General features: G+C 51.8%; 11 protein-coding genes. 3 read left to right on the top strand and 8 right to left on the bottom strand.

Translation table 11 applies throughout. The features are described from left to right. Nucleotides 1-3: 3 nt before the first annotated feature. The 8 genes from sucD to sdhC form a co-directional block, all read right to left on the bottom strand. Nucleotides 4-873 (bottom strand): succinate--CoA ligase subunit alpha, encoded by an 870-nt coding sequence (gene sucD, locus QUE34_RS03975; protein ID WP_000025458.1) that lies wholly within the window; start codon nt 871-873, stop codon nt 4-6. Next, nucleotides 873-2,039: an ADP-forming succinate--CoA ligase subunit beta gene (gene sucC, locus QUE34_RS03970; RefSeq protein ID WP_001048602.1), complete on the bottom strand. Its 1,167-nt coding sequence runs from the start codon at nt 2,037-2,039 to the stop codon at nt 873-875. The genes sucD and sucC overlap by 1 nt, the downstream gene beginning before the upstream one ends. Before the next feature lie 274 nt (nt 2,040-2,313). Next, nucleotides 2,314-3,531, bottom strand: a complete 1,218-nt coding sequence (gene odhB / locus QUE34_RS03965) for a 2-oxoglutarate dehydrogenase complex dihydrolipoyllysine-residue succinyltransferase (protein ID WP_032302705.1) — start codon at nt 3,529-3,531, stop codon at nt 2,314-2,316. Nucleotides 3,532-3,545: 14 nt separating this feature from the next. Then, on the bottom strand, nt 3,546-6,347 hold the full coding sequence (sucA, locus tag QUE34_RS03960; protein ID WP_001181473.1) for a 2-oxoglutarate dehydrogenase E1 component: 2,802 nt from the start codon (nt 6,345-6,347) through the stop codon (nt 3,546-3,548). A 349-nt stretch (nt 6,348-6,696) separates the two neighbouring features. Further along, a complete protein-coding gene (gene sdhB / locus QUE34_RS03955; RefSeq protein WP_001235263.1) occupies nt 6,697-7,413 on the bottom strand; it encodes a succinate dehydrogenase iron-sulfur subunit SdhB in 717 nt (238 codons plus the stop codon). Nucleotides 7,414-7,428: 15 nt separating this feature from the next. Then, nucleotides 7,429-9,195 carry a succinate dehydrogenase flavoprotein subunit gene (gene sdhA / locus QUE34_RS03950; protein WP_000775540.1) on the bottom strand — a complete coding sequence of 589 codons (1,767 nt, stop codon included), beginning with the start codon at nt 9,193-9,195 and terminating at the stop codon, nt 7,429-7,431. Further along, nucleotides 9,195-9,542, bottom strand: a complete 348-nt coding sequence (sdhD, locus tag QUE34_RS03945) for a succinate dehydrogenase membrane anchor subunit (RefSeq protein ID WP_000254365.1) — start codon at nt 9,540-9,542, stop codon at nt 9,195-9,197. Before sdhD ends, sdhA begins: the two co-directional genes overlap by 1 nt. Then, the gene (gene sdhC, locus QUE34_RS03940) at nt 9,536-9,940 is read right to left on the bottom strand and encodes a succinate dehydrogenase cytochrome b556 subunit (protein WP_000263355.1); all 405 of its coding nucleotides are present in this window, start codon (nt 9,938-9,940) and stop codon (nt 9,536-9,538) included. Before sdhC ends, sdhD begins: the two co-directional genes overlap by 7 nt. A 380-nt stretch (nt 9,941-10,320) precedes the next feature. On the opposite strand from sdhC, the gene QUE34_RS03935 reads away from it, so the two are divergent. From QUE34_RS03935 to QUE34_RS03925, 3 genes are all read left to right on the top strand, one after another. Beyond that, nucleotides 10,321-10,428 (top strand): hypothetical protein, encoded by a 108-nt coding sequence (locus QUE34_RS03935; RefSeq protein ID WP_123057340.1) that lies wholly within the window; start codon nt 10,321-10,323, stop codon nt 10,426-10,428. Between the two features lie 205 nt (nt 10,429-10,633). Next, the gene (gene gltA, locus QUE34_RS03930) at nt 10,634-11,917 is read left to right on the top strand and encodes a citrate synthase (RefSeq protein WP_000785834.1); all 1,284 of its coding nucleotides are present in this window, start codon (nt 10,634-10,636) and stop codon (nt 11,915-11,917) included. Nucleotides 11,918-12,309: 392 nt separating this feature from the next. Further along, the gene (locus QUE34_RS03925; RefSeq protein ID WP_000472411.1) at nt 12,310-12,876 is read left to right on the top strand and encodes a fimbrial protein; all 567 of its coding nucleotides are present in this window, start codon (nt 12,310-12,312) and stop codon (nt 12,874-12,876) included. Nucleotides 12,877-12,913: the final 37 nt, after the last annotated feature.

Genomic DNA, 12,913 nt, shown 5'->3' with positions numbered 1-12,913 from the left:
TATTTATTTCAGAACAGTTTTCAGTGCTTCACCGATATCCGCCAGGCTGCGAACGGTTTTCACGCCTGCGGCTTCCAGAGCAGCGAATTTCTCATCCGCAGTCCCTTTCCCACCGGCAATGATGGCACCCGCGTGGCCCATACGTTTGCCTTTCGGCGCAGTTACACCAGCGATGTAACCTACAACTGGCTTGGTAACGTGCTCTTTGATGTACGCAGCCGCTTCTTCTTCAGCGCTACCGCCGATCTCACCGATCATCACGATCGCTTCGGTCTGCGGATCTTTTTCGAACATTTCGAGGATGTCGATAAAGTTAGAGCCAGGGATCGGGTCGCCGCCGATACCAACACAGGTCGACTGACCGAAACCGTAATCCGTGGTCTGTTTAACCGCTTCATAGGTCAGTGTACCGGAACGGGAAACGATACCCACTTTACCCGGTTTGTGAATGTGACCAGGCTGGATGCCGATTTTACATTCACCCGGAGTGATAACGCCCGGGCAGTTCGGGCCGATCATACGAACGCCTGCTTCATCCAGTTTCACTTTCACGGTCAGCATATCCAGCGTCGGGATGCCTTCAGTGATGGTGATAATCAGTTTGATGCCTGCGTCGATGGCTTCCAGAATGGAGTCTTTGCAGAACGGTGCTGGTACGTAGATAACAGAAGCGGTAGCGCCGGTGGCAGCAACGGCTTCACGCACGGTGTTGAACACCGGCAGACCGAGGTGGGTAGTACCGCCTTTACCAGGGGTTACGCCGCCAACCATTTTAGTGCCGTATGCAATGGCCTGTTCAGAGTGGAAAGTCCCCTGGCTACCAGTAAAGCCCTGGCAGATAACCTTGGTGTTTTTATCAATTAAAATGGACATTATTTCCCCTCCACTGCGGCAACAACCTGCTGAGCTGCATCCGTCAGACCTTTTGCTGCAATAATATTCAGGCCGCTGTCAGCCAGTTTCTTCGCGCCGAGTTCGGCGTTGTTACCTTCCAGACGTACCACGACCGGTACGTTAACACCCACTTCCGCTACCGCGCCGATAATACCGTCAGCGATCAGGTCGCAACGAACGATACCACCGAAGATGTTAACCAGAACGGCTTTCACTTTGTCGTCAGAGAGGATGATTTTGAACGCTTCGGTTACACGTTCTTTGGTTGCGCCACCGCCAACGTCCAGGAAGTTAGCTGGTTCGCCGCCGTGCAGTTTAACGATGTCCATCGTACCCATCGCCAGACCTGCGCCGTTAACCATACAACCGATGTTACCATCCAGCGCAACGTAGTTCAGTTCCCACTGTGCAGCCTGTGCTTCACGTGGATCTTCCTGCGACTGGTCACGCATTTCGCGCAGATCAGGCTGGCGGAACAGTGCGTTGCCATCAGCGCCCAGTTTACCGTCGAGGCAGATCAGATCGCCCTGTTTGGTAATAACCAACGGGTTAATTTCGATAAGAGCAAGGTCGCGCTCAAGGAAAATGGTCGCCAGACCCATGAAAATTTTGGTGAACTGTTGAACCAGTTTACCTTCCAGACCCAGTTTGAACGCCAGCTCACGACCCTGATACGGCATCGGGCCAGTCAGCGGATCAAGCGCAACTTTGTGGATCAGGTGCGGAGTTTCTTCCGCCACTTTTTCGATTTCCACGCCGCCTTCAGTGGAGGCCATAAAGACCACGCGACGGGAACTACGGTCTACAACGGCACCAAGATACAGCTCTTTAGCGATATCGGTCGCTGCTTCAACCAGAATCTGGTTAACCGGTTGGCCATTAGCATCTGTTTGATACGTTACCAGACGCTTGCCCAGCCAGTTTTCTGCAAAAGCACGGATGTCTTCTTTGCTGTTTACAACTTTCACACCGCCCGCTTTACCGCGGCCACCAGCGTGAACCTGACATTTCACTACCCACGGACCGGCACCGATTTTTGAAGCGGCTTCTTCTGCTTCGCGCGGAGTAGTACAGGCATAACCCACCGGTGCTGGTAAGCCATAGCGGGCAAACAGTTGTTTTGCCTGATATTCATGTAAGTTCATGTGTTCTGTCCATCCTTCAGTAATCGTTATCTTTTAAACCGTAGACCGAATATTTCGTATCGCTTCCGGGTATTGTCGGTCACCCGTAGGCCTGATAAGACGCGCAAGCGTCGCATCAGGCATCGCTTGTCGGATGCGGCGCGAGCGCCTTATCCGACCTACATTGATGGTCCCCGTAGGCCTGATAAGACGCGTCAGCGTCGCATCAGGCTTCAATTGCCGGAGAAAGCGATAATGCCTCATCCGGTCTACAGTGCAGGTGAAACTTAAACTACTACACGTCCAGCAGCAGACGCGTCGGATCTTCCAGCAACTCTTTGATCGTTACCAGGAAGCCCACGGACTCGCGACCATCGATCAGACGGTGATCGTAGGACAGCGCCAGGTACATCATCGGCAGGATCTCAACCTGACCATTCACTGCCATCGGACGATCTTTGATAGCGTGCATACCCAGAATTGCGCTCTGCGGCGGGTTGATGATAGGCGTAGACATCAGGGAACCGAACACACCACCGTTGGTGATGGTAAAGTTACCACCGGTCAGATCTTCAACCGTCAGCTTGCCGTCACGGCCTTTAACTGCCAGCTCTTTAATTTTCTTCTCGATGTCTGCCATGCCGAGGGTATCGACATCACGCAGAACCGGCGTCACCAGGCCGCGCGGCGTAGATACCGCCATGCTGACGTCGAAATAGTTGTGGTAAACCACATCATCGCCGTCGATAGAAGCATTCACTTCCGGGTAACGTTTCAGGGCTTCAACCACCGCTTTCACGTAGAAGGACATAAAGCCCAGACGGATGCCGTGACGTTTTTCAAACGCTTCACCATACTGCTTACGCAGATCCATAATCGGCTTCATGTTGACTTCGTTGAACGTGGTCAGCATGGCGGTGGAGTTTTTCGCTTCCAGCAGACGCTCTGCCACACGCTTACGCAGGCGAGTCATCGGAACACGTTTTTCGCTACGTGCAGCCAGAGCCGGTTGCGCCGCCGTAGTAGCTGCTGCCGGTGCAGACTCTTTCGCCGGGGCTTTCGCCAGATGTTTTTCCACATCTTCACGGGTCAGACGACCACCTACACCGGTGCCTTTAATGGCGCTGGCATCAAGATTGTGTTCAGCCAAAAGGCGACGGATCGCCGGGCTTAAGGCATCGTTGTTTTGCTCTTCCAGAGACGCCTGTTGGCGTTGTGCCGGAGTTGACGCTTTCTCTTCAGCTTTAGCGCTGGTTTCTTTACCGGCGCTGTTGCCTTCACGCAGGCGACCAAGGATCTGACGAGACGTTACGGTTGTACCTTCATCTTCCAGAACCGCATCCAGAATGCCGTCTGCTGATGCCGGTACTTCCAGTACCACTTTGTCAGTTTCGATTTCTACCAGCACTTCATCACGTACGACTGCGTCGCCGGGTTTTTTATGCCAGGTTGCGACGGTGGCATCGGCTACGGATTCAGGCAGGTCAGGGACCAGAATATCTACGCTACTCATTGTGTATCCTTTATTTATTCGACGTTCAGCGCGTCATTAACCAGATCTTGTTGCTGTTTCTGGTGAACGGACATATACCCTACCGCCGGAGAGGCGGAGGCCGGGCGGCCTGCATAACGCAGAGAAGCCCCAAACGGAATCACTTCACGGAAATGATGCTGGCTGCAGTACCATGCGCCCTGGTTGAGCGGCTCTTCCTGGCACCAGACAAAATCCTTGACGTGAGCAAACTGCTGCAACACTTCCTGCATCGCTTTATGCGGGAACGGGTAGAGTTGCTCGATACGCACAATGGCGACATCGTGTTGATTGTTCTTACGGCGTTGTTCCAGCAGGTCGTAATAAACCTTACCAGAACACATCACTACGCGCTTCACACCCTTAGGATCAAGCTCGTCGATTTCACCAATGGCAGGCAGGAAGGTGCCGTTCGCCAGTTCTTCGAGGCTGGAAACCGCCAGCGGATGACGCAGCAGGGATTTCGGCGACATCACCACCAGCGGACGACGCATCCCGCGCAGCGCCTGACGACGCAGCATGTGGTAAACCTGTGCCGGGGTAGACGGTACGCACACCTGCATGTTTTGTTCAGCACAAAGTTGCAGATAACGTTCCAGACGCGCGGAGGAGTGCTCCGGCCCCTGCCCTTCGTAACCGTGCGGCAGCAACATCACCAGGCCACACATCCGACCCCATTTCTGTTCGCCAGAGGAGATGAACTGGTCGATAACCACCTGCGCACCGTTAGCGAAGTCACCAAACTGCGCTTCCCAGATAGTCAGCGTGCGCGGCTCTGCGGTGGCATAACCGTATTCAAACGCCAGCACTGCTTCTTCAGACAGTACGGAGTCCCAGACGCGGAACGCGCCCTGACCATTATGGATATGTTGCAGCGGCGTGTAAGTAGAACCGTTGGACTGGTTGTGGATCACCGCATGACGATGGAAGAAGGTACCGCGACCGGAGTCTTCACCCGACAGGCGGACCGGAATGCCTTCATCAACCAACGTGGCGTAAGCGAGGTTTTCCGCGCCGCCCCAGTCGAACAGTTTCTCACCGGCAGCCATTGCCTGGCGATCGCCATAAATCTTGGCAACGCGAGACTGCATTTCAACCGCTTCCGGCACCGTACTGATACGTTTAGCCAGTTCCTGCAGGCGCTTCATCTCAACTTTGTTCGGGTACTCTTCGTCCCATTCGTGGTTGAGGTACGGCGACCAGGTGAAAGAGTGCATGTTCATCGGACGCCACTCTGCTACCACGCAATCGCCAGCATCCAGCGCATCGCGATACAGGTTAACCATCTCAGTGGCATCTTCCAGCGTCGCGACCTTTTCCTGCTCCAGCTTGTCAGCGTAGATTTTGCGCGGCGTCGGATGTTTTTTGATTTTCTGATACATCAGCGGCTGAGTTGCACTCGGCTCGTCGGCTTCGTTGTGGCCGTGACGGCGGTAGCACACCAGGTCGATGAAGACATCACGTTTAAAGGTGTTACGGAAATCGAGCGCCAGACGGGTCACAAAGGCAACGGCTTCCGGATCATCCGCATTAACGTGGAAAATCGGTGCCTGTACCATCTTGCCGATATCAGTACAGTACGGCGTAGAACGGGCATCCAGCGGGTTAGAGGTGGTGAAGCCAACCTGGTTGTTGATAACGATACGTACCGTACCGCCAACTTCATAACCACGCGCTTTCGACATGTTCAGAGTTTCCTGAACCACGCCCTGCCCGGTCACTGCGGCATCACCGTGGATGGTGATTGGCAGCACTTTGTTGCTGCTCGGCTCATCGAGTCTGTCCAGACGGGCGCGAACAGAACCGATAACTACCGGGCTTACAATCTCAAGGTGAGACGGGTTAAACGCCAGCGCCAGGTGAACCAGGCCGCCATCGGTCTGGAAGTCAGACGAGAAGCCCATGTGGTATTTCACGTCGCCCGTGCCGAGGTGTTCTTTATGTTTACCGGCAAATTCGTCGAACAAGTCTTGCGGTTTTTTACCCAGCACGTTAACCAGCACGTTCAGACGACCACGGTGCGCCATCCCGAGAACCACTTCACGGGTGCCGCTATTGCCAGCATGGCGGATCATCTCTTTAAGCATCGGGATTAACGCGTCACCGCCTTCCAGCGAGAAGCGTTTTGCGCCAGGGAATTTTGCGCCGAGGTAACGTTCGAGGCCTTCAGCGGCGGTCAGTTCGCTTAAGAAGCGTTTTTTCTCTTCGCTATTGAAAGTCGCGCGACCAGACTCGATACGCTGTTGGATCCAGCGTTTTTCTTCGGTGCTGGTAATGTGCATGTACTCGGCACCAATCGGGCCGCAGTAGGTTTGCTTGAGGGCTTCCAGCAGCTCGCCGAGTTTCATGGTTTCTTTGCCGCTGGCAAATGAACCGACGTTGAAGGTCTCCTGGAAGTCTGCTTCGGTCAGATCGTGGAAAGACGGATCCAGATCGGCCACTTTATCTTGCTGCCACAGTCCCAGCGGATCGAGATTCGCATGCTGGTGACCGCGGAAGCGGTATGCGTTAATGAGCTGCAGGACTTTAACCTGCTTCACATTGGTGTCAGGGTCGGAGATCGTTGAAGAGTAACGTGAAGCGTCTTTCGCCAGGCGGCGGAAATATTCACGCGTTTGAGAGTGGAATTGATCCGGTTTGACTCCCGTACCAGGTAACTGCTGGAACGTCGAACGCCAGTTAGCGTCAACCGAGTCAGGATCGGTTAAGAAGTCTTCATAGAGCTGTTCTATCCAGCTCTGGTTTGCGCCAGAGAGGTAAGAAGAGTCCAACCAGGCTTTCAAAGCGCTGTTCTGCATCGTGATCCCTTAAGCATCTTTTTTATGCTTACTTCGCCGTGGATACTACCACGCACAGTGATGTGCGTGCCGGGGTTCACTTGCGAGCTCTTGTCTACGTAGTGGCTCGCGAAGGAACCTTTAAAAACTGTCTTAGTGTCAGGGGCAGTTTTTAAAGATTTCCTGCATTTCTTTTGTAGGCCGGATAACGCATTCACGCCGCATCCGGCGCTGTTTGCCTGATGCGACGCTTGCGCGTCTTATCAGGCCTACGATTCCTGCATTTCTTTTGTAGGCCGGATAACGCATTCACGCCGCATCCGGCACTGTTTGCCTGATGCGACGCTTGCGCGTCTTATCAGGCCTGGGTTTACGCATTACGCTGCAACAACATCGACTTGATATGGCCGATGGCGCGCGTCGGGTTCAGCCCCTTCGGACATACACTGACGCAGTTCATGATGCTGTGACAGCGGAATACGCTGAATGCATCGCTCAAACCGTCGAGGCGGCTGTCAGTCTCGGTATCACGGCTATCGATCAGGAAACGATATGCCGCTAACAAGCCTGCCGGGCCGATAAACTTATCGGGATTCCACCAGAAAGACGGACAAGAGGTTGAACAACATGCGCAGAGAATACATTCATACAGCCCGTCGAGTTTTTCGCGCTGCTCTGGCATCTGTAAATGCTCGCGAGCTGGCGGATTTTGTCCATTATTCAACAGGTAAGGCTTAATTTTCTCATATTGCGCATAGAATTGTCCCATGTCTACCACCAAATCGCGGATCACCGGTAAACCTGGCAGCGGGCGAATCACAATCTTCTTGCCCGGCTGGTTGAGTGCCGAAATCGGGGTAATACAGGCCAGACCATTCTTACCGTTCATGTTCAGACCGTCGGAACCGCACACACCTTCACGGCAGGAACGACGGAACGACAGGCTGGGATCTTTCTCTTTCAACTGGATAAGCGCATCCAGCAGCATCATGTCGCGACCTTCTTCCGCTTCCAGGGTGTAATCCTGCATACGCGGAGCATCATCAACATCCGGGTTATAGCGATAAATTGAAAACTCGAGTCTCATTTTCCTGTCTCCGCATTAGTAAGTACGAATCTTCGGCGGGAATGCCGGGCGCAGTTTCGGTTCCATGTTGACGCTTCGGCGCGTCATGGATTCCGACTCTGGCAGATACAGGGAGTGGCACAGCCAGTTTTCATCATCACGATCCGGGAAGTCGAAGCGGCTATGCGCGCCACGGCTTTCGGTACGGAAGTTGGCAGAAACAGCCGTTGCATACGCCGTTTCCATCAGGTTATCCAGTTCCAGGCATTCAACGCGCTGGGTGTTGAACTCGCTGGAAGTGTCATCCAGACGGGCATTTTTCAAACGCTCACGGATCACTTTCAACTGCTCAAGCCCTTTTGCCATCGCATCACCTTCACGGAAGACCGAGAAGTTATGCTGCATACATTCTTGCAGTGCTTTACGAATCGCCACCGGATCTTCACCATTACGGTTGTTGTTCCAGCGATTCAGGCGATCCAGAGACGCTTCAACATCAGACTCGCTGGCATCGCGCAGTGCGCCCTGCTCGGCAATAGACTCTTGCAGATGCAGGCCCGCTGCGCGACCAAAGACCACCAGGTCCAGCAGCGAGTTACCGCCAAGACGGTTAGCGCCGTGTACCGAAACACAAGCGATTTCACCTACCGCGAACAGCCCCGGAACAACCACATCTTCGCCTTTCTCGTTCACCGTCAGCGCCTGACCGGTCACTTTGGTCGGAATACCGCCCATCATGTAGTGACAGGTTGGGATAACCGGAATCGGCTCTTTCACCGGATCGACGTGTGCGAAGGTACGGGAGAGTTCAAGGATACCCGGCAGACGGGATTCGAGAACTTCTTTACCCAGGTGGTCGAGTTTCAGTTTTGCATGTGGCCCCCACGGACCATCACAGCCGCGACCTTCACGGATTTCGATCATGATGGAACGCGCCACCACGTCACGGCCCGCCAGGTCTTTGGCGTTCGGCGCATAACGCTCCATAAAGCGTTCGCCATGTTTGTTCAGCAGGTAACCGCCTTCACCACGGCAACCTTCGGTGACCAGTACGCCCGCACCTGCTATACCGGTCGGGTGGAACTGCCACATTTCCATATCCTGCACAGGTACACCTGCACGGATAGCCATACCGACGCCGTCGCCGGTGTTAATGTGCGCGTTGGTGGTGGACTGATAAATACGCCCTGCCCCGCCGGTTGCCAGCACAGTCGCACGGGCTTTGAAGTAAACCACTTCACCGGTTTCGATGCACAGTGCGGTACAACCAACTACCGCGCCATCCTGGTTCTTCACCAGATCCAGCGCATACCACTCGGAGAAAATGGTGGTGTGGTTTTTCAGGTTCTGCTGATAAAGCGTGTGCAACAGTGCGTGACCGGTACGGTCAGCTGCCGCCGCAGTACGTGCCGCTTGCTCGCCACCGAAGTTTTTCGACTGGCCGCCAAACGGACGTTGATAGATACGACCATCATCAAGACGCGAGAACGGTAGCCCCATGTGTTCCAGTTCCAGAATCGCTTCCGGCCCGGTTTTACACATATATTCAATCGCGTCCTGGTCACCGATATAGTCCGACCCTTTTACGGTGTCGTACATATGCCATTCCCAGTTATCTTCATGGGTATTACCCAGCGCAACGGTAATGCCGCCTTGCGCAGAAACGGTATGGGAACGGGTCGGGAAGACTTTGGAGAGCAGCGCACAGGTTTGGCCGCTCTGGGAAATTTGCAGCGCCGCGCGCATACCTGCGCCACCGGCACCAATCACAACTGCATCAAATTCTCTGACTGGCAATTTCATCACACACCCCACACCACAACGAATCCATAAATCACGTAAACCACCAGTGCAACGACAATCACCAGTTGCAGCATCAGGCGCAAGGCCAGCGGTTTAACGTAGTCGGTCAACACCTGCCACATGCCGATCCAGGCATGGATCAAGATAGAAAACAGCGCCAGCAGGGTGAACACTTTGGTGAACGCAGAGGCGAAGAAACCAATCCAGACTTCATATGTCAGCTCGCCACTGGTAGCGAAAAAACCGACCATATAAATGATGTAAAGCGTCAGGACGATAGCGGTAGCGCGAACGAGGATGAAATCATGTACGCCATTGCGTCCTAATGCGGAGGCGTTGCTTACCATACGAGGACTCCTGCGAGAAGTGAAAGCACGACAGTAATAACAAAGGAGATTTTGGCGGAGCGTTTACCCGCTTCGAATGTTTCTTCCAGATAGCCAAAATCCATCATCATGTGGCGAATACCTACGACGACGTGATACGCCAGAGCGGTAAGGATGCCCCACATGATAAATTTGACGAAGAAGCTGCCCATAATCGCGGAAGCTTGCTCGAAACCTTCAGGGGAAGAGAGGCTGGTACCCAGAAGCCACAGCAGGATGCCCACTGCAACAAAGGTGATCACACCGGAAACGCGATGGAGAATGGACGCTATCGCCGTGACGGGGAACCGGATGGTCTGTAGGTCCAGATTAACAGGTCTTTGTTTTTTCACATTTCTTATCATGAATAACGCCCACATGCTGTTCTTATTATTCCCTGGGGACTACGGGCACAGAGGTTAACTTTCTGTTACCTGGAGACGTCGGGATTTCCTTCCTCCGGTCTGCTTGCGGGTCAGACAGCGTCCTTTCTATAACTGCGCGTCATGCAAAACACTGCTTCCAGATGCGAAAACGACACGTTACAACGCTGGGTGGCTCGGGATTGCAGGGTGTTCCGGAGACCTGGCGGCAGTATAGGCCGTTCACAAAATCATTACAATTAACCTACATATAGTTTGTCGGGTTTTATCCCGAACAGTGATCTGGGTCACGATAACAACATTTATTTAATTTTTAATCATCTAATTTGACAATCATTCAACAAAGTTGTTACAAACATCACTAGGAAAAGCATATAATGCGTAAAAGTTATGAAGTCAGTATTTCACCTAAGATTAACTTATGTAACAGTGTGGAAGTATTGACCAATTCATTCGGGACAGTTATTAGTGGTAGACAAGTTTAATAATTCGGATTGCTAAGTACTTGATTCGCCATTTATTCGTCATCAATGGATCCTTTACCTGCAAGCGCCCAGAGCTCTGTACCCAGGTTTTCCCCTCTTTCACAGAGCGGCGAGCCAAATAACAAACGGGTAAAGCCAGGTTGATGTGCGAAGGCAAATTTAAGTTCCGGCAGTCTTACGCAATAAGGCGCTAAGGAGACCTTAAATGGCTGATACAAAAGCAAAACTCACCCTCAACGGGGATACAGCTGTTGAACTGGATGTGCTGAAAGGCACGCTGGGTCAAGACGTTATTGATATCCGTACTCTCGGTTCAAAAGGTGTGTTCACCTTTGACCCAGGCTTCACTTCAACCGCATCCTGCGAATCTAAAATTACTTTTATTGATGGTGATGAAGGTATTTTGCTGCACCGCGGTTTCCCGATCGATCAGCTGGCGACCGATTCTAACTACCTGGAAGTTTGTTACATCCTGCTGAATGGTGAAAAACCAACTCAGGAACAGTATGACGAATTTAAAACGACGGTGACCCGTCATACCATGATCCACGAGCAGATTACCCGTCTGTTCCATGCTTTCCGTCGCGACTCGCATCCAATGGCAGTCATGTGTGGTATTACCGGCGCGCTGGCGGCGTTCTATCACGACTCGCTGGATGTTAACAATCCTCGTCATCGTGAAATTGCCGCGTTCCGCCTGCTGTCAAAAATGCCGACCATGGCCGCGATGTGTTACAAGTATTCCATTGGTCAGCCATTCGTTTACCCGCGCAACGATCTCTCCTATGCCGGTAACTTCCTGAATATGATGTTCTCCACGCCGTGCGAACCGTATGAAGTTAATCCGATTCTGGAACGTGCTATGGACCGTATTCTGATCCTGCACGCTGACCATGAACAGAACGCCTCTACCTCCACCGTGCGTACCGCTGGCTCTTCGGGGGCGAACCCGTTTGCCTGTATCGCAGCAGGTATTGCTTCACTGTGGGGACCTGCGCACGGTGGTGCTAACGAAGCAGCGCTGAAAATGCTGGAAGAAATCAGCTCCGTTAAACACATTCCGGAATTTGTTCGTCGTGCGAAAGACAAGAATGACTCTTTCCGCCTGATGGGCTTCGGTCACCGCGTGTACAAAAACTACGACCCGCGCGCCACCGTCATGCGTGAAACCTGCCACGAAGTCCTGAAAGAGCTGGGCACGAAGGATGACCTGCTGGAAGTAGCTATGGAGCTGGAAAATATCGCGCTGAACGACCCGTACTTTATTGAGAAAAAACTGTACCCTAACGTCGATTTCTACTCTGGTATCATCCTGAAAGCGATGGGTATTCCGTCTTCCATGTTCACCGTCATATTCGCTATGGCACGTACAGTTGGCTGGATCGCCCACTGGAGCGAAATGCACAGTGATGGCATGAAGATTGCCCGTCCACGTCAGCTGTATACCGGCTATGAAAAACGCGATTTTAAAAGCGACATCAAACGTTAACTGCTGATTCCTAAGCTGTAAATTCTGTTAACCCGCCTTTAAAAGGCGGGTTAATTTTTATCTACCTGAACACAAAAAAATGTAAAAATAAAATTAATTAACCGGCTGACATTAATATTGCAAAATAATAGAATTGTTCATTTTATCGGCAAAATAATAAATTTTAATTAAGGTATCTGCTTTTAGTTACATTTATAACCTCATGAAAATGAGGTATATCTCTCTCATTCCCCCCGATAACATTCATTAAATTATTAATTCATCACATCAATTAGTTAACCTTGCATTTAATATAATTAATAATATTTTTAAGTAAAACTAAAAACATTCGACAATCAAATAAGATATTCTGATATCGCTATACTTTTTCTATTTCTGTAAAGGACTCAGTTATGTTTAAAGGACAAAAAACATTGGCCGCATTGGCCGTATCTCTGTTATTCACTGCACCGGTTTATGCAGCTGATGAAGGTTCTGGTGAAATTCACTTTAAAGGTGAGGTTATAGAAGCACCATGTGAAATACATCATGATGATATTGATAAAGAAATTGAGCTAGGTCAGGTGACCACCAGCCACATTAATCAGTCTCATCACAGCGATGCGGTTGCTGTCGACCTGCGTTTAATCAACTGCGACCTGGAAAACTCTAATAACGGTTCCGGTGGCAAGATTTCCAAAGTTGCGGTCACCTTCGATAGCTCAGCGAAAACCACTGGCGCAGATCCGATACTCAACAATACCAGCACTGGCGAAGCCACCGGTGTCGGCGTGCGTTTAATGAATAAGGATCAAAGCAATATCATTTTAGGCACTGCTTCTCCGGATATCGACCTCGCACCAACGTCCAGTGAACAAACACTGAACTTCTTTGCCTGGATGGAACAAATTGATCAAGCGACACCAGTAACGGCAGGGGCTGTTACAGCGAATGCAACCTACGTACTGGATTATAAATAAGCGTTATTGGGCGGCATCACTGCCGCCTTTCTTAAAA

It is taken from the genome of Escherichia sp. KS167_9B (genome assembly GCF_030295215.1).
Lineage (GTDB): Bacteria > Pseudomonadota > Gammaproteobacteria > Enterobacterales > Enterobacteriaceae > Escherichia > Escherichia coli_F.
The sequence above is the reverse complement of the archived record's forward strand: the minus strand, read 5'-3'. Positions and strand labels throughout refer to the sequence as shown.